General features: G+C 60.9%; 18 protein-coding genes and 1 pseudogene (1 of these 19 only partly in view). 10 read left to right on the forward strand and 9 right to left on the reverse strand.

Translation table 11 applies throughout. The features are described from left to right. Positions 1-6,192, reverse strand: the 5' portion of a protein-coding gene (locus tag AACY11_RS02450; protein WP_339493804.1) for a non-ribosomal peptide synthetase. 6,129 nt of this gene lie to the left of the window's left edge; 6,192 of the gene's 12,321 nt are visible here — the first part of the coding sequence; it begins with the start codon at positions 6,190-6,192; the stop codon falls past the left edge of the window. A 242-nt stretch (positions 6,193-6,434) separates the two neighbouring features. Then, positions 6,435-7,172, reverse strand: coding sequence for a thioesterase II family protein (locus AACY11_RS02455; protein ID WP_339464950.1), 738 nt, complete (start codon positions 7,170-7,172; stop codon positions 6,435-6,437). 129 nt (positions 7,173-7,301) lie between these two features. Here AACY11_RS02455 and AACY11_RS02460 point away from each other — a divergent pair, with 129 nt between their 5' ends. Further along, positions 7,302-8,435 carry a cupin-like domain-containing protein gene (locus AACY11_RS02460; RefSeq protein ID WP_339432428.1) on the forward strand — a complete coding sequence of 378 codons (1,134 nt, stop codon included), beginning with the start codon at positions 7,302-7,304 and terminating at the stop codon, positions 8,433-8,435. Between the two features lie 20 nt (positions 8,436-8,455). Here the strand turns inward: AACY11_RS02460 and AACY11_RS02465 are convergent, their stop codons facing one another. Beyond that, complete coding sequence (locus AACY11_RS02465; protein ID WP_339432429.1) at positions 8,456-9,628, reverse strand: MFS transporter; 1,173 nt, start codon at positions 9,626-9,628, stop codon at positions 8,456-8,458. A 377-nt stretch (positions 9,629-10,005) separates the two neighbouring features. On the opposite strand from AACY11_RS02465, the gene AACY11_RS02470 reads away from it, so the two are divergent. The 4 genes from AACY11_RS02470 (at position 10,006) to AACY11_RS02485 (ending at position 14,391) form a co-directional block, all read left to right on the forward strand. Then, on the forward strand, positions 10,006-11,049 hold the full coding sequence (locus AACY11_RS02470; protein WP_339493832.1) for a family 2 encapsulin nanocompartment cargo protein terpene cyclase: 1,044 nt from the start codon (positions 10,006-10,008) through the stop codon (positions 11,047-11,049). Between the two features lie 81 nt (positions 11,050-11,130). Next, a complete protein-coding gene (locus AACY11_RS02475; RefSeq protein WP_339493805.1) occupies positions 11,131-11,931 on the forward strand; it encodes a glucose 1-dehydrogenase in 801 nt (266 codons plus the stop codon). Continuing rightward, the gene (locus AACY11_RS02480) at positions 11,924-13,750 is read left to right on the forward strand and encodes a glycoside hydrolase family 15 protein (protein ID WP_339464952.1); all 1,827 of its coding nucleotides are present in this window, start codon (positions 11,924-11,926) and stop codon (positions 13,748-13,750) included. Before AACY11_RS02475 ends, AACY11_RS02480 begins: the two co-directional genes overlap by 8 nt. A 251-nt stretch (positions 13,751-14,001) precedes the next feature. Next, positions 14,002-14,391: a hypothetical protein gene (locus tag AACY11_RS02485; protein WP_339432432.1), complete on the forward strand. Its 390-nt coding sequence runs from the start codon at positions 14,002-14,004 to the stop codon at positions 14,389-14,391. A gap of 12 nt (positions 14,392-14,403) precedes the next feature. Here AACY11_RS02485 and AACY11_RS02490 read toward each other — a convergent pair whose 3' ends face one another. Continuing rightward, a complete protein-coding gene (locus AACY11_RS02490) occupies positions 14,404-15,387 on the reverse strand; it encodes a GlxA family transcriptional regulator (protein WP_339493806.1) in 984 nt (327 codons plus the stop codon). Positions 15,388-15,476: 89 nt separating this feature from the next. On the opposite strand from AACY11_RS02490, the gene inhA reads away from it, so the two are divergent. The 4 genes from inhA (at position 15,477) to AACY11_RS02510 (ending at position 19,672) form a co-directional block, all read left to right on the forward strand. Continuing rightward, positions 15,477-16,163 carry an isonitrile hydratase gene (gene inhA, locus AACY11_RS02495; RefSeq protein ID WP_339493808.1) on the forward strand — a complete coding sequence of 229 codons (687 nt, stop codon included), beginning with the start codon at positions 15,477-15,479 and terminating at the stop codon, positions 16,161-16,163. 243 nt (positions 16,164-16,406) lie between these two features. Beyond that, a complete protein-coding gene (locus AACY11_RS02500; RefSeq protein ID WP_339432435.1) occupies positions 16,407-17,198 on the forward strand; it encodes a CPBP family intramembrane glutamic endopeptidase in 792 nt (263 codons plus the stop codon). 101 nt (positions 17,199-17,299) lie between these two features. Continuing rightward, on the forward strand, positions 17,300-18,865 hold the full coding sequence (locus AACY11_RS02505; RefSeq protein ID WP_339432436.1) for a methyl-accepting chemotaxis protein: 1,566 nt from the start codon (positions 17,300-17,302) through the stop codon (positions 18,863-18,865). A gap of 333 nt (positions 18,866-19,198) precedes the next feature. Further along, entirely contained in the window at positions 19,199-19,672 is a 474-nt protein-coding gene (locus tag AACY11_RS02510; protein ID WP_339432437.1) for a hypothetical protein, read from the forward strand. A 67-nt stretch (positions 19,673-19,739) separates the two neighbouring features. On the opposite strand, the gene AACY11_RS28270 is transcribed toward AACY11_RS02510, so the two are convergent. Genes AACY11_RS28270 through AACY11_RS02525 form a run of 3 tightly spaced genes read right to left on the reverse strand, consistent with a single transcriptional unit; the run spans position 19,740 to position 20,958 of the window. Continuing rightward, complete coding sequence (locus AACY11_RS28270) at positions 19,740-20,018, reverse strand: DUF6124 family protein (RefSeq protein ID WP_445261952.1); 279 nt, start codon at positions 20,016-20,018, stop codon at positions 19,740-19,742. Then, positions 20,015-20,470: a DMT family transporter gene (locus tag AACY11_RS02520; protein WP_339432439.1), complete on the reverse strand. Its 456-nt coding sequence runs from the start codon at positions 20,468-20,470 to the stop codon at positions 20,015-20,017. Before AACY11_RS02520 ends, AACY11_RS28270 begins: the two co-directional genes overlap by 4 nt. 2 nt (positions 20,471-20,472) lie before the next feature. Beyond that, positions 20,473-20,958 (reverse strand): DMT family transporter, encoded by a 486-nt coding sequence (locus AACY11_RS02525; protein WP_339432440.1) that lies wholly within the window; start codon positions 20,956-20,958, stop codon positions 20,473-20,475. Positions 20,959-21,070: 112 nt separating this feature from the next. Here AACY11_RS02525 and AACY11_RS02530 point away from each other — a divergent pair, with 112 nt between their 5' ends. Beyond that, positions 21,071-22,006 carry a LysR family transcriptional regulator gene (locus tag AACY11_RS02530; RefSeq protein ID WP_339432441.1) on the forward strand — a complete coding sequence of 312 codons (936 nt, stop codon included), beginning with the start codon at positions 21,071-21,073 and terminating at the stop codon, positions 22,004-22,006. A 123-nt stretch (positions 22,007-22,129) separates the two neighbouring features. On the opposite strand, the gene AACY11_RS28275 is transcribed toward AACY11_RS02530, so the two are convergent. After that, complete coding sequence (locus tag AACY11_RS28275) at positions 22,130-22,951, reverse strand: methyl-accepting chemotaxis protein (RefSeq protein ID WP_401135169.1); 822 nt, start codon at positions 22,949-22,951, stop codon at positions 22,130-22,132. Positions 22,952-23,035: 84 nt separating this feature from the next. Continuing rightward, positions 23,036-23,812 (reverse strand): annotated as a pseudogene (locus AACY11_RS28280) (cache domain-containing protein); the annotation flags it as partial. Between the last annotated feature and the right edge of the window lie 29 nt (positions 23,813-23,841).

Below are 23,841 nucleotides of genomic sequence, written 5' to 3' on the forward strand. Positions count from 1 at the left end.
CGCCTCACTGCGCGGCAGGGCCACACCGACGCGGGTTTCCGCACCGACGCCACGGGCGATCAACGCGTAGGCCAATTGGTTGGCGCGCTGATCGATTTCGCCATAGCTGAAGCGCTGACCGTTGAAGATCACCGCCGTGCGTTGCGGACTTTCGCCGGCCAGCGCGGCAATACGCTGATGCACGCCGATGTCCACCGGGTACGGTTGCGGATGGTTTTCGGCTTGCTGGCGCGCCTGCTCTTCAGCGCTGGCCAGGCCGATTTCGCCGAGGTTGCGTTCAGCCGACACGGCAAACTGCTCAAGCAGTTGCAGCAGGTGCGCACTGATGCCGGCGATGACATCGCCGGCGAACTGGCCACGGTCGAAGCTGTAATGCAACGCCAGTTGCTCGCCGAGCGTGACCGCTACGCTGAGCGCATAGTGCGTTTGCTCCAGATTGCCCACGCCACCGAACACCAGCCCTTGCCCGGCCTGACTCAGGGCCTGGGCAATCGGGTAGTTTTCGAACACCAGGATGTTGTCGAACAGCGCTTCGCCACCCTGCCCGGCCCAGCGCTGGATGTCCGCCAGCGGCGTGTGTTCGAAGTCGCGCAGGCTGAGGTTCTGCGCCTGCACCGCTTGCAGCCATTGGCCGACGGTTTGGTCCGGACGCGGCGCACCGATCACCGGCAAGGTGTTGATGAACAGACCGACCTGCTGCTCGATGCCCGGCAGATCCGCCGGACGCCCGGCCACGGTCGCGCCGAACGCCACCGCTTCGTGACCGGTGTAGCGTTGCAGCAACAGCAGCCAAGCCGCTTGCACCAAGGTGTTGACGGTGACTTTCTGCTGACGGGCAAACGCTTCCAGTGCCTTTGTGCGTGGCACGTCCAGCGTCAGGTAGTGGTCGCCGTGACCGCTGAGGTTTCCCCCACCGGTGGCGGCGCGGGCCAGTCGGGTCGGCTCTTGCAGCGCAGCGAGTTGTTCGCTCCAGAAGTCCTGACTGAGTTGACCGTCCTGCCGTTGCAGCCAGGCGATGTAATCGCGAAAACGTCCACCGCCGCTTACCGGCGTCCGGCCGCCGTAACGCAGCAAGACTTCGCCAAGCAACTGCGAGTTGCTCCAGCCGTCCATCAGGATGTGGTGGTGGGTGTAAATCAGGTGCCATTGCTCGGCGCCGGTCTGCACCAGCACCAGTCGCAGCAACGGTGCGCAACTCAGATCAAAGCCTTGCTGACGTTCGGCATCGGCCAACGCTGCTAGAGCGGCTGGCTGATTGTCGCGGTTGCGCCAGTCCAGCGTGGTAAACGGCAACTGCACCTGCTTGTGCACGATCTGCAGCGGCTGCGTCAGTTCGCCCTGCCAGACGAAACCGCTGCGCAGAATGTCCTGCGCGTCGACGGTGGCTTGCCATGCAGCGCGGAAACGCTCGGGATCAACGCCTTGCACATCGACGCGCAACTGGTTGATGTACTCACCCGCCGCTTGCTCGTAGAGGGTGTGGAACAGCAAACCCTGCTGCATCGGCGACAGTGGATAAAGGTCATCGACCTGACCGGCCGGCACCGGCAGTGCATCGAGTTGCGCCTGCGTGACCTGCGCCAGCGGGAAGTCCGACGGCGTCGCTTGCGCGGCTTGCAGGGTGCAGCAATGTTCGATCAGCGCGTGCAACTCGACGGCGTATTGATCCACCAGTTTCTGTACGGTTGCGCCGTCGAACATCTCGCGGCTGAACCCCCAACTCATCGACAGTTCGCCGCCATACACCTGACTTTCCACGGCCAGCCAGTTGGCCAGCGGCGCCTCTGGATCCTGCGCGACACCGCTGTTTTCAGCGCACGGTACGAACAGCGCCGCCTCGTCGAACTGGCGGTCGAACTGGCCGAGATAGTTGAAGGTAATGCGCGGCGGCGCCAGCGACTCAAATTCGGCGCATACCGACGGCGCCGCGAGATAACGCAGCACGCCATAGCCCAGACCTTTGTCCGGCACCGCGCGCAGTTGCTCCTTGATCGACTTGATCGAACCGTCGAGATCGTCGTCGGCAATCAGATTTACCGCGAACAGGCTGGTGAACCAGCCCACAGTGCGACTCAGGTCGATGTCATCGAACAGATCTTCGCGACCATGCCCCTCCATCTCGATCAGCGTGCCCGGTTGCTCGCTCCAGCGGCTGATGGTGCGCGCCAGTGCCGTGAGCAGCAGATCGTTGACCTGCGTGCGATACGCTGCCGGCGCCTGTTGCAACAGTTGACGGGTGCGCTCGGCGTCGAGGCGCCATTGGATTTTCTCGCCATGCCGGTTCTGCAGGCTGCCATCCGGACGCTCGCACGGCAGATCCCGGGCATCCTGATGCTGGGCTTTCCAATAGCTCAGTTGGTCGTCGAAACGCGACGCTGCGCTTTCGAGGCGTGCTGTCCAGCTCTGGAAGGCTGTGGTTTTTGCCGGCAATTGAATGCCGCCGCCCGCTGCCAGTTGCTCATAGGCCTGCTGCACATCTTCCAGCAGCACTCGCCAGGAAACCCCATCCACCACCAAGTGATGAATGATCAGCGCCAGACACTGGCTGCCATCGGCCAGCGTGACCAGCAACGCGCGCACCAGCGGGCCGTTGCGCAGATCAAGACTTCGCTGGGCCTCGTTGCATAAGGCGTTCAACTGCTCGACAGAGTCGGCGTCGCGCTGCCACAGCCCAGCGCTTTCAACCCGTGGGCCGTGGCTTTGCTGCCAGCCTTCGGCGTTTTCGACGAAGCGCAGCCGCAGGGCATCGTGGTGGTTGATGACGTGCGCCAGCGCGGTATCGAGCCACTGAGCGTTCAAAGTGGCGCGCGGGGTCAGCAGCAGCGACTGGTTCCAGTGCTCACGCACCGGCATCGCATGGCTGAAGAAGTGTTGCTGGATCGGCCCGAGTACGGCGTCGCCGGTCACTGGCCCTTGATCCACCGACGTCTGGCTGTCCAGCGTGGCGACCCGTGCGAGGCTGCGCACGGTCTGGTACTGGAACAGATCACGCGCACTGACGCGAATCCCGACCTGTCGCGCCCGGCTGACCACTTGAATGGAGATGATCGAGTCGCCGCCCAGCTCGAAGAAGTTGTCTTCGAGGCCGACGCGCTCAAGACCGAGCACGTCGGCCCAGATCGCCGCCAGGGCTTTTTGCATCGTGTCCTGCGGCGCAACGAAGGCTTGCTGCGGCGCGGCGTCAGGTTGCGGCAGAGCCTTGCGATCCAGTTTGCCGTTGGCGGTGACCGGCAGTGTGGCCAGGGTCATCAGGTAGGTCGGCACCATGAATTCCGGCAGACTGCCGAGCAGCCAGGCCTTGACGTCCTGCTGCCATTGTTCGTGCGGCTGAGTATTTTCCAGCACCAGATAAGCCACCAGATGCTTGCCGCCCTGCACCAGCACCACGGCCTCACGCACCCGCGAGTGCTGCATCAGGCGGGTTTCGATTTCACCGAGTTCAATGCGCAAACCGCGCAGTTTCACCTGATGGTCGAGACGACCCAGGTACTCGATCACGCCGTCAGTTCGCTGACGCACACGGTCACCGGTACGGTACAGGCGCGCGCCCTCATGGAACGGGCACGGCACAAAACGTTCGGCGGTCAGTGCCGGACGCTGGTGATAGCTGCGCGCCAGCCCCGCTCCGCCCAGGTACAGTTCGCCGGCCACGCCAGTTGGCACCGGCGACAGTTCGGCGTCGAGCACATGGGTGCGCAGGTTGGCGATCGGACGACCGATCGGCACGCTGTCGGCGCCTTCGTTGACGCACGTCCAGTGGGTGACGTCGATGGCCGCCTCCGTCGGACCGTAGAGGTTGTAGAGGCCGGCATTCGGCAGTTTGGCGAAGACTTGCAGTTGCGCATCCAGTGGTAATGCTTCACCGCTGCACACGATGCGTTTGAGGCCGGCGCACGTTTCGACGCCCGGCTCGTGAATAAACGCCTGCAACATCGATGGCACAAAATGCAGCGTAGTAATGCGGTGGCGGTTAATGGTGTCGATCATCTGCCGCGGATCACGGTGCGCCCCAGGCGCAGCGACGACCAGACGCGCACCGCTGAGCAGCGGCCAGAAGAACTCCCAGACCGATACGTCGAAGCTGAAAGGGGTTTTCTGCAGCACCGAATCACTGGCGTCCAGAGCGTAAGCGTCCTGCATCCAGCACAAGCGGTTGACCAGCGCGGCGTGACTGTTGCCGGCCCCCTTGGGCTTGCCGGTGGAACCGGAGGTGTAAATCACGTACGCAAGATTCAACGGATCAACCGGTACATCCGCACGGCTTTCACTGTAGCCGTCGAGCAGGCCCGGCTGATCCAGCGTAATGACTTTGACGCCGTCAGTCGGCAGGGATGTCAGCAGCGCCGCTTGGGTCAACAGCAAGGTGATGGCGCTGTCCTCGATCATGTAGGCCAGACGTTCCTGCGGATACTCCGGGTCCAGCGGCACATAGGCGCCACCCGCCTTGAGGATGGCCAGCAGGCCGACGACCATCTCCAGAGAGCGCTGGGCGCAGATGCCGACCAGACTGTCGGCCTGTACGCCTTGCTCACGCAGCAGCTGCGCCAGTTGATTGGCCCGGGCATCCAGCTCGACGTAGCTCAAGGTCTGCTCACCAAACACCAGCGCTGGCGCATTCGGCGTACGGGCAACCTGCGCTTCGATCAGTTGATGAATCGACTGCTCGGCCGGGTAAAGCGCCGGCGTATCGTTCCAGGCGTGCACCAGCGCGTGATGTTCATCGACCTCCAGCAGTGGCAACTCGCCAACCCGCTGCGACGGATCAGCGACCATCGCTGCCAGCAAGCGCAGCCAGTGACGCGCCATGCGTGCGATGGTCGCGGCGTCGAACAGGTCGCTGGCGTAGGTCAATGCGGCGTGCAGCTTGCCACCCTTCTCGCAGGTATCCAGGGTCAGGTCGAACTGCGTGGTACGACTCTGCCAGTCGAGACTGCTCAGCGCCAGACCCGACGCGGTGCTCAGCGCGGCGACGTCGGCCACTTGCGGCTGGTGGTTGTACATCACCTGGAACAGTGGCGTGTGGCTGAGGCTGCGTTCCAGTTTCAGCGCTTCGACCAGTTGCTCGAACGGCAGATCCTGATGAGCCTGGGCGCCGAGCGCGGTTTCCTTGATCGCGCGCAGCAGATCATCGACGCGGGTCTGGCCGTCCAGTTGCGTGCGCAGCACCTGGGTGTTGACGAAGAAGCCGATCAGCCCTTCGATGTCCCCACGGTTGCGGTTGGCAATCGGTACGCCGACACGGATATCCGTCTGACCGGTATACCGGTGCAGCAGCGCGTTAAAGGCGCCGAGCAAAAACATGAACAAGGTGACCTGATGCTGCTGCGCGGTGTTGCGCAGTTGCTCGGCCAACTGAGCGTCGACGGCAAATTCGTAGCGGGTACCGCGATAGCTCGGCACCGTCGGGCGCGAATGATCCAGCGGCAATTCCAGTACCGGATGTTCGTCGCCCAGTTGCGCCTGCCAGTAGTCGAGTTGGCGTGCCTGCTCGCCCGCCTCCAGCCAGCGCCGTTGCCACAGGGCATAGTCGCTGTACTGAATCGGCAGCGGCGCCAGTAGCGGCGGCTGATCGCCATCGAACGCGTCGTAGCAGCGGATGAATTCATCGATCAGCACGTTCATCGACCAGCCATCGGAGACGATGTGGTGCAAGGTCAGCAACAGGACGTGTTCCTGCTCCGCGAGTTTGAGCACATTGACCCGCAGCAGCGGGCCGACTGCCAGATCGAACGGCAGCACCGATTGTTGCTCGGCGGCGTGAACCACAGCCTGCTCGCGTTCGGCCTGCGGCAGAGCGCTGAAATCTTCACGGGCAATCACCAGCGGTGCGCTGGCCGGCACTTGCAGCAGGCGGTCATCGGCCTGGCGCTGGAACACCGTGCGCAGGGTTTCGTGACGCTCCACCAGACAGGCGAAGGCTTGCTCCAGCGCCGCCACATTCAAGCGCCCACTCAGACGCACTGCGCCCGGCAAGTTGTAGGCGCCACTTTTCGGATCGAGTTGCCAGAGAAACCACATGCGCCGCTGCGCGTAGGACAACGCCTGACGATCCTCGGCCTCGATGCCGGCGGGGATCGGAAACCGGGCGAAATCCACGCCCTCCTTTTGCAAAGCCGCAAGGAACATCTGGCGCTTTTCCAGCGGCAGTCCGATAAACCGGCGAGCAAGTTTCAAGGAGTCTTCAGCATTCATTTCTCAGCATCCGGATCAGTAGGCAGGCAGCACAAAGGCACGTCGTCCCTATGAAACGAATGCAGACCGGAAAAATTAGCGAATGAGAACAACTGTCAGGCGGGAAGCAGAACGGGGATTTTTCAGTTAACACAAATCAAATGTGGGGGGGGGCTTGCTCGCGAATGCGCTTATCAGTCAGCAATACATCAACTGAAACACCGCATTCGCGAGCAAGCCCGCCCCCACAGGTATTGCCGTGATCATGCGGTTGCGGCGCTGGCATGCCGGCGATGATGCAGGTCGAGTTGATCCTTGATCACCTTCAGCACCTTGGCCTCATGCTCATGAATGAAAAAGTGCCCACCGGCGAGCATGTCCACCGAGAAGCTGCCACGGGTTTCCTTGCTCCAGCCGATCAACTGCTCGGCGGTGGCGCGGTCAGCCTTGCCGCCGAACACATGCACCGGGCAATTGAGCAGTGGTCGCCGTAACGGCTCGAATCTGCCGCAGAGCTGGAAGTCCGCGCGCAGGATCGGCAGCGTCAGGCTCATCAACTCCGCGTTGGCCAACACTTCTTCGCTGGTGCCATTGAGTGTGCGCAATTGATCGATCAGCTCGGCGTCGGTTTTCGGCTCGGCAAACCCGCGATCGTAATCGGCGCGCATCGTCGGCGCTGCCGTGCCCGAGGCGAACAGTGCAACCGGTTCCGGGCAACCGAGGGCACGCAAGGCGTGCGCCATTTCGCAGGCCAGCAACGCGCCAAGGCTATGGCCGAACAACGCGTAAGGCGTCTTGAGTGTCGGGCACAACTCTTTAGCCAGTTGCCTCGCCAGTGCACGCATGTCGGTGTGCAATGGCTCACCGAAACGTGCGCCGCGCCCCGGCAGCTCTACAGGTTGCAAGTGCAGCCATTGCGGCATCTTCGGCCGCCAGCGGCTGTACACCATGGCACTGGCGCCAGAGTACGGCAGGCACAGCAGGGTCAGCTTGGTCACCATGCGCTCCTCAAAAAAACTATCCGTAGTGAGAAACGGATTGCGCCCTGAACAAATTAGTCGCCAGCCAGTAAATCCTGCATACAGGCGCTCGTTAACTGTTCAGACCAAAACCAATAATGAGGATTCACCGTGGACCTGCAGCGCATTCTGGGCAAGTTGTTCGCCAATGCCGGTGCCGTCGGCATCGAAGGCGTTTTCCAATTCGTGTTTGGCCCGCAGCAGGCCTACTGGTCCGAGGTCAAGGCCAGCAGCCGCACTGTGCCGGGCCGACATGCCAGCCCCGATGTGACCATCGAAGTCGCCGAGTGTGATTTTCTCGGGATCATGGGCGGCATGGCCAACGTCGAAGAACTGTTCGCCAGCGGTCGCCTGAGGATCGGCGGCAACATGGGCCTGGCGACGCTGCTGCCGCAGATCATCGAGCATGCGATGCACGGTGGCCCCGTGACGGAAAAGGTCGACATGAACAAGCGCTATCCGACCCCGCCGCGCTTCAGTGAAAAACTCACCGCCAGCCTGCCGACACAGATCAGCATCGAGCGACGCGCGCGCAACGAGTTGTCGGTCAGCGAATTCAAAAGCAAGTACTTGCCTAACGGTATTCCCGTGGTGATCAGCAACGCGCTGCACGACTGGCCGTTGTTCAAACTCAGCCGCGAAGAATCGCTGGTGCATTTCGCCGAACTGCAAGGCATCACTCGCCATGGCGATTACGTGAAGAAAACCTTCTCTACCGAACGCGATTTCCGTTCGACATCGATGGCCGACTTCATCGCCTCGCTGGACACGCCAGCGGCCAAAAGTGCAGACGGTGAACCGCCGGCGTACATGGGCAACAACATTCTGCCGACGCAATTGATGCAGCAGATCCAGTACCCGCCCTACTTCGATGCCACGCTGTTCATCCCGCCACGAATCTGGATCGGCCCCAAAGGCACGCTGACGCCGTTGCATCGCGACGACACCGACAATCTGTTTGCTCAGGTCTGGGGGCAGAAGACGTTCACCCTCGCCGCGCCTCATCACCGTGAAGCGCTGGGCACCTGGTCGACGGCGCCCAAGGGCGGTCTGGATGGCTGTGACTTCAACCCGGATGCGCCGGACTACGAACGCTTCCCGGCGGCGCGGGATGTGACATTCCTGCGGGTGACGCTGGAGGCAGGGGACCTGCTGTTCTTGCCGGAGGGCTGGTTCCATCAAGTGGTGTCGGTGTCGACGTCGCTGTCGGTGAACTTCTGGGTCAACTCGGGGCGCGGTTGGTGACCGCGCCCACAAGGACGAGCTCATTTCAAATGTCGGAAGCTCTGCACCGCCGAAACCAGCACCACCGATCCGGCCGCAATCGCCAGCCAGAAACCGCTACGCGCGCCAAAGGCATCCACCAGCGCCCCGGACCCGGCAGCACCGACAGCGACGCCGATGCTCAGACCGGTCACCAGCCAGGTCAGACCTTCAGTCAGTTTGGCCGGCGGCACAATACGCTCAATCAACGCCATCGCCACAATCAGCGTCGGCGAGAAGAATAGCCCGGCGATAAACACCGCCACCGACAACCCGAAAATATTGCTCGCCAGCAGCAACGGCAAGGTTGTCACCGCCGTCGCCATACCGCCATACAAAAACAATCGCGGCAACGGCAGTTTCGAACGCATCGCACCAAACGCGATCCCGGCCAGGCACGAGCCGATGGCGTACACCGACAGCACAATGCTCGCCGCGGCCGGCTGCCCTTGATGCTGGGCGAACGCGACGCTGACCACATCGATCACGCCGACGATGATGCCCATGGCGGTCATCAACAGCAGCAACCATTGAACGTCCGTCGAGCGAATGATCGAGCCTTGGTGATGGGATGCGTGGGGATGCACCGCCGGCTCGGTGCTGCGCTGGGCCACGAACGCCGTTACGCCGATCGCCAACATCAACAACGCCGCCAGCGGCCCGGCTTCGGGAAACACCGCCACGCACAATCCCACCGACAGCGGCGGGCCGACGATAAAGCAGACTTCATCGAGCACAGACTCCAGCGCATACGCGGTCTGCAGTTGTGGCTGGCCGCGATAGATTTGCGTCCAGCGCGCCCGCACCATCGCCGACATGCTCGGCATGCAACCGGCCAACGCGGCGAAGATGAACAGCGTCCAGGTCGGCGCCTGCAACCGCGTACACAGCAACAACATCAACAACGCCCCGCCACCGATCAATGCCGACAGCGGCAAAACGCGCCCCTGACCAAACCGATCGACCAGCCGCGACACCTGCGGCGCACAAAACGCGGTGGCCAAGGCAAACGTCGCCGCCACCGCACCCGCCAGCGCATACCCGCCCTTCAACTGCGACAGCATGGTGATCACGCCGATGCCCGTCATGGAAATCGGCATACGCGCAATCATCCCCGCCAGCACAAAATTTCGGGCGCCGGGGGCATTGAACAATTCGCGGTAAGGGTTTGCCATCGGTTGCAGCCTCATCAGGGGCGGCCAAGTTGCCATAAAGGCTGATGAGCGTGGAAGCGGGGAATTGTTGGTGGAGTGTGAAAGCCTTTTGCTTTGGATGGTGTTCATGGCCGGATCAGCCACTGGCGCGAAATGGCACCGACCGCCTGTCGAAAAACCAAGCGAACCTGTCAGGTCTGACAGGTGTATTTTTCCGTCAGACACGCTCTCATTCATCCTGCCCCTCAAGCAGGAACCACTGCGATGTTCAGGTACATCAACTTCACCCCTACAGCGCCCGCTCGCCGCGCCAGATCATTTGATGAACTGGCGCCAGACGAAAATGCCTCACATCCGGTCTGCGCTGGAAAAGGCGCTGGACTGATCAAGCCGCTGGCATCGAATCACGATGTGCTGAAGCCGGGGGAGCCCCCATGACCCCGTCAAAGTCCACCGCACAAACCGAAATGCCTGCGAAGGATGCCTACGCTGTGCGCCCTCTTCGCTGCCCGGAAGCGCAGGATATCGATGAGAACCTTGGCGCAGAGGTCAATCGGCGCTTGATGAGCTGGATCGAACAGGTCGGTATTTTCCCTGGCAAACAGACAGCTGTCCGTGACTCGAATTTCGGCCGCTTCGCCATGCTCTGCCACAGAGATACCGACGATCCCGACCGTCTGCTGCTTTCGGCGCAATGTTTCGCTGCTCTGTTCGCGGTCGACGACTATTACTGCGACGATGAAAGAACCGGTTCCGTTCCGCAACTGGTCGGCCCACGGTTGTCTTTAGCGCTGGCGGCAATGGAACCCGCCTACCTGCCTGTCCCCTTTTCAGTCGAGCTGGATCAAGCGCTGCTTCGCGACCCCGTACTGGTTGCACTTCGCGCCTATATGCACCGGGTCGCACAGTTCTCGACGCCCTCCCAATTGGCCCGCATACGTCACGAAACAATCGCCATGTTCGTCACAATGACTGCCGAAGCCACCTGGCGTATCGAAAGAATGGTGCCAGCGATATGGGAATACCTCGCACAACGGCAGATCAACAGTTTCCTGCCATGCATGTCATTGATCGATGTGATCGGCGGCTATGAGCTGCCTGCGAATATCTACAGCAGCCCAGCGGTAAGACGAGTGACCGTACTGGCAGCCAGCGCCACGATGATTGCCAATGATCTGTACTCGGCCCGCAAGGAAAACATGGCGCAAATCGGCGATTTCAATTTGCCCTCATTGCTGGCCCGCGAACAGCGGGGTTCATTGAGCGACGCCATGAGCCGCAGCGCCGACATTCACGATGAAGTCGTTCGCCTGTATGAAGAAGCAGATCAGGCGCTGAGAGCCGGTTCGTCATCACTGCTACTACGCTATCTGAACGGGGTGCAAACCTGGCTGGCGGGCAATCTCGAATGGCACAAGCATAGCGGTCGTTATCAAGTCTGACTGACCATCGGACAACGGAATGAACTCTCTCTGCGCAAGGTCTGTCAGTTGATTAAATCCTCAACCCCAGGTCCATCGCGCATGCAGATATCCCTCACCCGCCAGGTGGCCCTGGTGACCGGTGCCAGTTCCGGCATCGGTCATGCGGCTGCCAAAGCCCTCGCCGCTGCCGGCGCTGCGGTCGTCATCAACTACAATCGTCATGCCGAACCCGCCCAAGCGCTGGTCCGGCAGATCATCGCCGACGGTGGTCAAGCCCTCGCCATTGGCGCCGATGTGTCAAAAGAGGATGAGGTCGATCGGATGTTCACTGACACCCTGGAAGCCTTTGGCTCACTGGATATTCTGGTGGCCAATTCCGGCCTGCAAAAAGACGCCGCCGCCGTGGACATGTCGCTGGACGACTGGAACACGGTGATCGGCGTCAACCTCACCGGCCAGTTCCTCTGCGCTCGCGCCGCGCTGCGGATTTTCCAGCGCCAAGGTATTCGCGAAGGCGTCTCCCGGGCCGCTGGCAAGATCATTCACATGAGTTCGGTGCACCAGCGCATCCCATGGGCCGGGCACGTCAACTACGCGGCCTCCAAGGGAGGCGTCGATCAGTTGATGCAGACCCTCGCTCAGGAAGTCAGCCATCAGCGCATTCGCATCAACGGCATTGCGCCGGGAGCGATTCGCACGGCGATCAATACCGCGGCCACTGAAGGGGATGCCGGCGAAAAACTGCTCGAGCTGATTCCTTACGGACGTATCGGCGAAGCTGAAGACGTCGCCAATGCCCTGGTCTTCCTCGCCTCTGACGCGTCCGACTACATCGTCGGTACGACCCTGTTCATCGACGGCGGCATGAGCCTCTATCCGGAGTTTCGCGGCAATGGCTGAACATCATCAAGAACGACAAAGCCCGATCGACGCCCACGGCATCATCGGCGACATGCGCAGTGCGGCACTGGTCAACGACAAGGGCAGCGTGGATTTTTTCTGCTGGCCGGAGTTCGACAGCCCGTCGATTTTCTGTTCGCTGCTGGATACCCCTGAAGCAGGGATTTTTCAACTGGCACCGGACTTGCCCGATGCACGGCGCGAACAGATTTACCTGCCGGGCACCAACGTCTTGCAGACCCGCTGGCTCAGTGAGCACGCGGTGGTCGAAGTCACCGACCTGCTTCCCATCGGCGACAACGAAGATGACATGCCGGTACTCATGCGGCGGGTTCGGGTGGCCAGCGGTCAGGCGACGTTTCATATGCGCTGCGCCGTCAAGCATGACTACGCCCGCGCCGAAACGAGCGCCCGGATGGACAGGCAAGACGTGTTATTCAGTGCCAGCGGTTATCCAACCCTGCGGCTGGCTGCCGACCAGGCGCTGAACATTGACGCAGGCGCGGCTGTCGCAACGTTCACCTTGCAGCAGGATCAGCAAGCCTCATTCATGCTCGGTGAAAGCCAGGATCCTCGCTTTGCCGAAGGGGCCGGCAACCTGTGCATGGCGCGCACCCTGAAGTACTGGCGCGACTGGATCAGCCAGTCCAGCTATCGCGGACGCTGGCGCGAGATGGTCAACCGCTCGGCGCTGGCACTCAAGCTGCTGACCTCACGCAGACACGGCGCCATCCTCGCCGCCGCCACGTTCGGCCTGCCGGAAACGCCGGGGGGGTCGCGCAATTGGGACTATCGCTACACCTGGATCCGCGACGCCTCATTCACGGTATATGCGTTCATGCGTCTTGGCTTTGTCGGGGAAGCCAACGACTACATGCGCTGGCTGCGTGGCCGGGTCAGCGATGGCCACGGCAAATCGATGAAACTGAATATTCTTTACGGTATCGACGGGCGCCAGCGGTTGCCGGAAACCGAGCTGACTCACCTGTCAGGTCACGGCGGCGCCCAACCCGTGCGGATCGGCAACGAAGCCTACGACCAAATCCAGCTCGACATTTTTGGCGAGTTAATGGACGCGGTGTACCTGGTCAACAAGTACGGCGATGCGATTTCTCACGAGGGCTGGAATCATGTCCGGCAAATAGTCGACCGCGTCTGTGAGACTTGGCAGAACAAAGATGTAGGAATTTGGGAAATGCGCGGTGAGCAGCATCATTTTCTGCACTCACGGCTGATGTGCTGGGTAGCGCTGGATCGCGCGATTCGCCTGGCTTACAAACGCTCGCTGCCCGCGCCATTTGCGCGATGGGATCAAACCCGACAGGCCGTTTATAGCGACATTTGGGAAAACTTCTGGAACGAAGAACATGGGCATTTTGTTCAGTACCAGGGCGGCACCGCGCTGGACGGCTCGATGCTGCTGATGCCGTTGATGCGCTTCGTCAGTGCCAAGGACCCGCGCTGGCTGGCAACGCTGCAAGCCATCGAGAAAAGCCTGGTGCGCGAAGGCATGGTCTATCGCTATCGCAACGACGACAACGGCATTGATGGCCTGCCCGGCACCGAAGGCGCGTTCGCCGCCTGCTCATTCTGGTACGTCGAATGCCTGGCGCGCGCCGGGCAAGTGGACAAAGCGCACCTGCAATTCGAACAATTGCTGCGCTACGCCAACCCGCTGGGGCTGTATGCCGAGGAGTTCGACACCCATGGACGCCACTTGGGCAACACGCCACAGGCGCTGACACACCTGGCGTTGATCAGCGCGGCAAGTTTTCTGGATCGTCGTTTGAGCGGAGAAAAGAATGCTTGGCAGCCGTAATGTCGTCAGAGGCTGTCGGAAATTTCACTCAAATAACCCTCGCTGTAGGACTAAAACCCGCCACTGATGCAGGAAAGTCCTGTCCCTGCGGCGAGGGACTACAAATACTCAACAGCACTTGATCCATCCTCCCCCTGCAACTTGCACTTACACCCCGAAATACCTTGTTGCCAGCTGTTTAATCCGCCCCTAACATCCACCGCAACGGGCACAGCGGAGCTGTCCAACAAAACCCGATTCAAGGAACCAGAATGACCCACCACGTCCAGCGCACCATCGACTCGCCCCTGCGCACCGGCCTGACCCGCACTCAACTGTGGGAGGCCGACGACAAAGGCCTGATCAAATGCTGGGAAATCGGCCGCCAGCGCGCCATCCGTTTCCCCGAACTCGCCCAACAGTGCCTCGCCGACGAATTGCCGGTACTCGGCTGGAAAGGCGGCGTCAGCCGTAGCTTGAAGAAAAGCGAGAAGTACGGCTCGCTCAAATACCTCGCCCAGTGGCAGGGGTTGCGCGGGGAAGACCTGGATATTCACTTGAGTGAAGAACGCTCGCTGACCTGTTCGCGGACAAAGATGCGGGTCACGTTTACCCCGGATCGGAGCAAGTATTTCAATCAGGTGGCGGAAGCTGAAGCCTGACCGGGCCAACGCTCAGGGCAGTGCTGGATCTTTTGCAGCACTGACCGAAAAGCGCTCCCGATAAGCCTGCGGCGTCACGCCAATCGCCCGCAGAAAACTGCGGCGCAGCGTCTCTTCACTGCCAAACCCGCAGTGGGCGGCGATGCGTTTGACCGGCAAGCCCGTATCACTGAGTAGCCGCCGCGCCGTTTCGACGCGAATCAGCTCAATCGCCCGCGCCGGGGTCTGGCCGGTGTCGGCGCGGTAGTGGCGCACGAAGCTGCGCTCGCTCATGCCCGCCTGCTCGGCCAGGGTCGGCACGCCTAGATCGCAGGTCAGGTTCTCGGCGATCCAGGCATGCAAGTCATCAAAGCGATTGCCCTGATTTTGCAACGCAAGCGTCACGCTGAACTGTGACTGCCCGCCCGGGCGTTTGAGGAACACCACCAGATGCCGGGCGACGTCCAGCGCAATCTCGCGACCTAGGTCTTGCTCGACCATCGCCAGTGCCAGATCGATGCCGGCGGTGACGCCCGCCGAGGTCCAGACCGGGCCGTCGTTGATGAAAATCGGATTGGCCTCGACCTGCAGTTTCGGGTGCTGCTGCGCCAGTTGTTCGCAACGGGTCCAGTGGGTGACAACGCGACGACCGTCGAGCCAGCCACTGGCTGCGAGCAAGAAAGCCCCGGTGCACACCGAAGCCACGCGCCGACATTTCGCCGCGTGTTCGCGCACCCAATCCACCAGCGGCACATCTTCAGCCGCCGGATAAATACCCCAGCCGCCCGCAATGATCAGCGTGTCGCTGGGCTCTTGCGGTAGCGGTTCTGCCAATATCGCCAAGCCTGCCGACGACATCACCGCCCCGGCCTCGCGGGCAATCACCGTCGGCGCATACGGAATCGGCAAACCGCGCTGGCGGGCAATGTCGTTGGCCGAGGCGAATACCTGCAAAGGCCCTGTGACGTCGAGGATCTGCATGTTGGCAAACGCGAGTACGTGAATGGCTTTGGGCATTTGGCGTAATTCGTGGGGTAATTGGCGTATACGCCAGAACCTACGCGCCTACAGTGAAGCCGTCCACCCCTTCAATGGAGAAAAACACCATGACGTTGCAGATCGGTTTTCTATTGTTCCCACAGGTTCAGCAACTCGACCTGACGGGCCCGTATGACGTGCTTGCTTCGCTGCCGGATGTGCAGGTGCACCTGATCTGGAAGGATCTGATGCCCGTCACCGCCAGCACCGGTCTGCTGCTCAAACCGACCACGACGTTCGAAGACTGCCCGGATCTGGATGTGATCTGTGTGCCGGGCGGTGGCGGCGTCGGGCCATTGATGGAAGACGAGCAGACCCTCGCGTTCATTCAACGCCAGGCCGCCCAAGCGCGTTACGTGACCTCGGTGTGCACCGGCTCGCTGGTACTCGGCGCCGCCGGTCTGCTGCAAGGCAAGCGCGCCACCACGCACTGGGCGTACCACGAGTTGCTGCCAACCTTGGGCGCGATTGCGGTGAAGGAACGGGTGGTGCGTGACGGCAATCTGATCACCGGGGGCGGAATTACGGCCGGGATCGACTTTGCGCTGGTGCTGGCGGCTGAACTGGTCGATGCCGAAACGGCACAACGGGTGCAACTGCAACTCGAATACGCCCCCGCACCGCCGTTCAGCTCCGGCTCTCCTGACACCGCACCGAGCGCAATTGTCGACCAGGCCCGTCTGCTCGCCGCGCCATCGTTGAAGCTGCGCACAGAAATTACCGAACGCGCAGCGGCAAAACTCAACCTGCGCTAATCCCTCTGCCCCCCGGTGGAATACAAATCCCCGGTGGGAGCGGGCTTGCTCGCGGAAACGGTGTATCAGTCGACACATTCATTGCCTGACCCACCGCCTTCGCGAGCAAGCCCGCTCCCACATTGGGATTTGTGTTTGGCCAATGGCTTTGGTGCTGTCCCGGTTTCTCACTTCACCTTCACTTGTCCCCCGCCGCCCGTCCGTGTAGAAAGCCCCTCCACACCCTCTGCACAAGGACCCTCCATGAAGTCTCTGCCATGGTTCTATCTGGCACTGCTCGGCCTCGGCTACGGATTGGCGCTGAGCCTCGGCCAACTCGGCTGGCTGGCATTGATCTCGATCGCGCTTCTGTTATTCGCAGGCTTCGCCGTACGCCAGCAGCAGGTGCCGGTCGGACGTTATCTGGGGCATGGTCTGTTCATTGTTTTGGCCGTGGCGCTGGCCCTGCACTGGCTGCCCGGCTTCTATAACGGCCGGGCCATCGCCCCGCAACGCTTCACCGACAACGCCGTGCCGTTTTCGATGTACCTCAATCTCGACAAACCGCTGATCGGTTTCTGGCTGTTGCTGGTGTGCCCGTGGATTGTCGCGCGGCGGTCGTTGCGCCTGACGGTCTACGCCACTGTTTTGGCCCTGACCTTGAGCGTCATTCTGGCTTTGGGCGGCGCGATGTTGCTCGGCGTGATCGCCTGGGCGCCGAAATGGCCGGATCCGGCGTGGCTGTGGGTGTTGAACAATCTTCTGTTGGTGACACTGGTCGAGGAAGCGTTGTTTCGTGGCTATATACAGGGCGGTCTGAGCCGACACTTCAAACACCTGCCTTATGGCGAAAACCTTGCCCTGCTAGTGGCTTCATCGCTGTTTGCACTGGCGCATATCGGCGCAGGCTGGACATGGGTGTTGCTAGCGGGTTTGGCAGGTGTCGGCTATGGTCTGGCCTACCGATTTGGCGGACTCGGTGCGGCGATCGCCACACACTTCGGACTGAACCTGCTCCATTTCGGCTTGTTCACTTATCCGATGCTCGCTGGCTGAAGCAAGAGCCGTTTTGCGACGCCGTACTTAAAACTGAAAAAAAACTTCAATAAAAAGCTGACAGCGCCGACAACCTTTCAAAGCCTTGCGGATTGAAAAACATGCGTAACAACCAGCCCATTACACAACGCGAACGGACCTTTCCGGCTCAGCAACGGTTGATTTCCACAACCGACGCCAAAGGCATGATCACCTACTGCAACGACGCTTTCGTCGAGATCAGCGGGTTTTCGCGTGAAGAATTGATCCGTGCGCCGCATAACCTGGTCCGTCACCCCGACGTGCCGGCGGCGGTGTTTTCGCACATGTGGGGCACACTGAAACAAGGCTTGCCATGGATGGGCATTGTCAAGAATCGCTGCAAGACGGGCGACCACTACTGGGTTAACGCCTACGTGACGCCGGTGTTCGATGGCAGTCAAGTGATCGGTTACGAGTCGGTGCGGATCAAACCCACTGCCGAACAGATCCGCCGTGCCGAAGCGCTCTACCAACGCATCAACCAGGGCAAGTCGGCGATCCCTTCCAGCGATAAATGGCTACCTGTGCTGCAAGACTGGCTGCCGTTCATTCTGGTCAGCCAACTGAGCTTCGTGATCGGCGCGACCCTGAACTCGCACTGGGGCTTTGCCCTGGCGGCCGGTTTGTCGGTGCCGTTGGGCCTGATGGGCCTGCAATGGCAGCAACGCGGGCTCAAACGCCTGTTGCGCCTGGCCGAGCAGACCACCTCCGACCCATTGATCGCACAGATGTACACCGACAGCCGTGGCGCCCAAGCGCGTCTGGAAATGTCGATCCTCAGCCAGGAAGCACGCCTGAAAACCTGCCTGACCCGACTGCAGGACACCGCCGAACACCTGACCGATCAGGCCAAGCAGTCCGACGCTTTGGCGCACAACAGCTCCAGCGGCCTGGAACGTCAGCGCGTGGAAACCGAACAGGTCGCCACCGCCGTCAACCAGATGGCCGCGACCACGCAGGAAGTGGCCAGCCATGTGCAGCGCACCGCCGACGCTACCCAGGAAGCCAATCGCCTGACCGGTCGCGGTCGTGACATCGCCGGTGAAACCCGCGAAGCCATTCAGCGCCTGTCCGTTGTCGTCGGGGAAACCGGTCTGACCGTGACCCAACTGGCCAAGGACAGCGACGAAATCGGCGGCGTGGTCGACGTGATCAAAGGCATCGCCGACCAGACCAACCTGCTGGCGCTCAACGCCGCCATCGAAGCGGCCCGTGCCGGCGAAATGGGCCGTGGTTTTGCCGTCGTGGCTGACGAAGTGCGCCAACTGGCGCAACGCACCAGCGAATCCACCGGGCAGATCCACACCCTGATCGCCAAATTGCAACAGACCGCCAGCAGCGCCGTGCAGACCATGGAAGCCGGGCATCGCCAGGCCGAAGAAGGCGTGGCACGGGTGCTGGAAGCGGATCAGGCTCTGGTGGGCATCAGCGAGGCGGTGGCCAACATCACCGACATGACCACGCAGATCGCCGCCGCGACCGAAGAGCAAAGTGCGGTGGCTGAAGAAATCAGCCGCAACATCAGCAATATCTCGGAACTGGCGGATCAGACCTCGGAACAGGCGCATAACTCGGCGCTGCTGAGTGAAGAGCTGACCAAGACTGCCAATACGCAGTATTCGCTGGTGGAGCGGTTTAACCGCTGACAATCAAAAGATCGCAGCAGCCTCTACACCGATCTCTGGAGCTGCCGAAGGCTGCGGATTTTTGATCTTGCTTCATTAAAAAACCCGGACAGCGAAAGCTTCCGGGTTTTTTATTGTGGTGAGACCTACCCCAACCCTCTCCCCCAAGGGGGTCTGGTCAAACGATCCTGGACCGTGTATCTCGCGACCTGGACATTTGTACTCAGCGCCCACACTTACGCGAGGTCGTCCAGCTGTCAGGTTTTACAGTAGACACGCGTCCATAAAATCACCATCAATGGGCACTCAGGTGTTTTCGCCGGTCTTTGTTCATTCCCCAAGAAGGATTTCATCATGAGCGCCAAGTGCATTTTCATCCCGAAGCAAAACAGTGTTCAGCCCGCCACCCATGATTTTCACTGGAGTTTCAACGCGGGCCCAATCTACGCTCAAGACAGCTCGTTTCACTACAGCGTCTTCCCGCCGACCGGCAAAGAAAGTTGGGTGTTTAGCGGTTCGACCGGGACGGGGGAGGAGGAAAACTATTTCGCCTTGCTTTTGAGCGTGCCTTACCTGGACGAAGACTTGATGGAGTACACCTACAAACTGAATGACGGCCAAGGGTTGCATGTTTCCCATATCCATTCGATACCGGCCCCACCGGGTTTCACGGGATTCGCAACTGTCGATGCCGATGATGCGGAGCTCACGATCAGACTGGATCGGAAAACAGGCACGGTCACCGGCAATTTCACCGCAACATTCAAATCCGCTGGGTATCGCTTAAAGCCGGACGGCACTTTCAAACTGACAAGAACCGATCAATAAATCAGCATCAGACATTACGGTTTATGCCCGATGAGCGGGGCAAGCGCCCCACTCATCATCTTCGCCGCTATGACGGCAAACGGAGTTTATCCAATAGCCGATTGACCGACAGTTCGTTCAGCATGATCACCTGTTGCAGCGCCAGTAGCGGTTTGCGCTCCGGGCCGCCCACCGAGCTGGCGATATTACCGGCCATGGCATGGGCGTTTGAAAGCGACTCGCAGGCCTCGACGCGCGGGGGTTCGTCATCCAGCGTGGGGGCGACGAGATAGACGGGGCGAAACCTGGGCGAGCTTGGCAGGGTCGCCAGGTCTGCGGGCTTGAGGCAGTAGACACTCCCAATCAGTCAGAACCCCGAACACTGCTGCGATACATAAACACCAAAGCCAACCCCAAACAAACCATCGCCAACATCCGGTTAGCGGACAAATCGATAGCCGGGTTACCAAGCCAGCCAAAGTTATCGATCAACATCCCCATTCCGAGCTGCCCGACAATTACCGCCACGGTCGCCACCGCGGTACCCACCCGAGGCACTGCACCGACCATCACGATCATGTACACCACGCCAAACAACGCACCGCTGAGCTGCCATTTCGGCACGTCGAGCAAACTCACCGCGTGGGCCGGTTCGAAGAACACAATCAGCAACCCGGTAACCAGCGCACCCACGGCAAACGTCAGCAAACTACTGCGCAACACCCCAACGGTTTCACCCAGACGCCCATTGATCGCAGCCTGAACACTCAACACCGCGCCCGCTGCAACCACCACGGCCAACAAAATAATCAGATTCATCATCAACCCCGAGCAATCAAGACAAGTGCCGCGACAATCAGCAGCAGCGCCAGCCAACGTTCACCGTTGACCTTTTTACGAACCGCGCCGAACCAGCCAAAGTGGTCGATCAACACACTCTTGCCAACCTGCCCGGAGAGAATCGCGATCATGGTCATGGCGATGCCGATGTGCGGGGTCGCCAGCGTCAGCACCACCACATAGACCGGTCCGAGAACACCTCCGATCAACTGCCAGCGCGGCAATGTGTTCAACGCCGGCCCTTGTTGCTGGCCGCTGAACAACAGGAGCAAAAACAGAATCGCCGAGCCCACGCCGAAAATGCTCAACGTCGCCCACAAATGCCCCACCTGCACACCCAACGGCCCGAGCAACCCGGCCTCTACCGACAACCCCATCCCCGCCAAAATCACCAGCGGCAGCAACAACAAGCGCAACCCCGGTCTGACCGCCGGCGGCGCAACACTCACTTCATCCAACGTCTGCATCACAAACATCCAGGCCAATAAACGATGGCGCGGATTATCGGCTGGCGCCGCTGTGCGATAAATGGGAGCATCCGGACAACACTTTTGCGCAATACGCACAGCAGGGCACCGCATGCACGGGCTTAACGAACTGGGATTCAAAGCGCTAAGGCTATTTGTGGCCGTACTCGACCAAGGCAGTTTTTCCGAAGTCGCCCGCCGCGAAGGCGTGGCGCCCTCATCGATCTCTCGGCAGGTCCAGTTGATGGAGCAGGCGCTCAACCAGCAATTGCTCTACCGCCACACCCGGGCGGTTACGCCAACCGAAGCCGGACGCATGCTCGGCCATCATGCGCGGCTGGTGCTGGTGCAACTGGAAGAAGCCGAGCAGGCGTTGCAGGAACAGCAAAGCGAACCCACGGGCCTGGTGCGAATCAACGCCCCCGTGGTGTTCGGCCAACGCCATCTGACGCCGTGGCTCGGTCAGTTATGCGCGCGCTATCCGAAGCTGCAACTGGATATTCAACAGACTGACCATTACGTCGATCCGCTGCAGGAAGGCGCCGATTTGCTGTTTCGCATCGGCCCTTTGCACGATTCCAGCATGCAAGCGCGGATTCTGGCGCCGCATCGATTCCAGGTCGCCGCCAGCCCCGCTTACCTCAAACGCCACGGCATCCCGCAACATCCGGATGATCTGGCGCAGCATCAGTGCCTGGCCTACAAAGGCGCGACCGGCCAACAGCGCTGGTTTTTTCGCCGTGAGGGGCAAGACTGGACGCCGTATTCGGTCAAAGGCCCGATCACCGGCAACCACGCCGACACCCTCACGCAAGCCGCCGAGCAAGGGTTGGGGCTGGTGATGTTTCCGTCATGGCTGATTGGTGAGGCGGTGCGCGAAGGCACGCTGGTACCGGTACTGAGGCAATATCAGGTCTCCAACAGCCTGGAGCCGCAGCAGATTGCAGTGCTGTGGCCGGGGAGCCGTCGGCTGTCGGTGAAGGTGCGCACAGTCATCGACTTCTTCATCGAATGCTTCGGCGAAATCCCCTATTGGGACAGACCTTAAGCCCTGCACAAAACCCAATGTGGGAGCGGGCTTGCTCGCGAAGACGGTGTGTCAGAGACACAAATACTTAATGTCACGACGCCTTCGCGAGCAAGCCCGCTCCCACAGGTTATGTGTAGCGTTCTAGATACGGAACTGCCCGACCAGTTTGCCCAGTCGCTGGCCCAGATCCGCCAGGCTGCGTGAAGTCTGCGCCCCCAACTGCGTTTCATCCGCCACGTTATCCACCGCCACCGCAATCTGATGCACGCTGCGGTTGATCTCTTCGGCCACCGCCGTTTGCTCTTCGGCAGCGCTGGCAATCTGCGCGTTCATCGAGTTGATTGTCGCAATCAACTCAGCCATCGCATCCAGCGAAGCCCCGGCCTGATTGGCCTGCACCGAGGTGCCATCACCTGCCTCACTGGAACGGCGCATGGCCTCGACCGCCGACTGCGTCCCGGCCTGCAGGCGATCGATCATCCCCTGGATTTCCTGCGTACTGATCTGCGTACGACTGGCCAGCGCCCGCACTTCATCGGCCACCACCGCAAAACCGCGTCCGGCCTCACCGGCCCGCGCCGCTTCAATCGCCGCGTTCAGTGCCAGCAGGTTGGTTTGTTCGGCAATCGAGCGGATCACCCCCAGCACGCCGACAATCGACGACACGTCCTGTTGCAGGCTGTCCAGCGACACGCCACTGCTGCGAATGTCGTCCACCAGCGCATGAATCTGCTTGATGCTGCCGGCCACCACGCGCTTGGCGCTCTGGCCTTCCTCGTCGGTCTGCTGGGCAGCGACGGCAGCGTTTTGCGCACTCTTGGCGACTTCCTGCGCGGCAGCGGACATTTCGTTGATCGCCGTGGCGACCTGATCGGTCTCGTGGCGCTGACGCTCCATCGCTTGATCCGAGCGCTGCGCCTGATCGGACACCTGCGTCACCAACCCGGTCAGTTGCGTGGTCATCTCGGTGATCTGGCGCACCAGACCATGAATCTTGTCGACGAAACGGTTGAACGAGCCGGCCAGTTCGCCGAGTTCATCCTGGCTGGTGATGGTCAGTCGGCGAGTCAGGTCGCCCTCGCCCGCCGCGATGTCATCGAGGTTGGCTTTCATCAAGTTCAGGGGACGCAGAATGGTGTTGGCCAGCAACATCCCCGCCACGGCAATGAGCAACAGCATCACCACAGCCACACCCACGATGCTCAGCACCACGCCTTGCATACGTTCCTGCACCTTGGCTTCGACCACCTCCACCTGCGCCTCGATGCCGTCAAGGTTGACCGAAGAACCGACGGCCATGTCCCACTTCGCCAGGTATTCGGTGTAGCCGAGTTTCGGCACCAGCACCTTGGCATTGCCTGGCAGCGGTGAGCTGTATTGCAGATAGTGGGTGCCGTCCTTCGCCACACTCACCAGACCGCGGTTGACGTAGACGCCGTTTGGATCGCGGTTGTCCTTGAAGCTTTTGCCTACGCCTTCGGGATCATTGGCCTTGAACAGGCGCACGGTCTGGGAGTCGTAACCGAAGAAGTAGCCATCCTTGCCGTAGCGAATACCCGACAACAGTTTGATCGCTTGCGCACGCGCCGCTTCATCGCCGGGAGCGGCGGCGTCGTATAAAGGCTTGATCGCGGTCATGGCCACGGCGACGTAACTTTGCAGCGTGGCTTTGGCGTCGCTGAGCAGACGCTGGCGGGTTTCTTCGACTTCCTTGCTGGCCTGATCCTGAAGGATGAACAGCGTGGTCAGGCTGATCACCAGCGCAAATAGCAACACCGGAAGAACGGCAAGGGAAAGGACTTTAGCCTTGAGACTCAGGCGCATGGGGGGCTCACTCTCTTGGTTTTATTGGC

The organism is Pseudomonas sp. RA_105y_Pfl2_P56 (assembly GCF_963970845.1).
Lineage (GTDB): Bacteria > Pseudomonadota > Gammaproteobacteria > Pseudomonadales > Pseudomonadaceae > Aquipseudomonas > Aquipseudomonas baetica_A.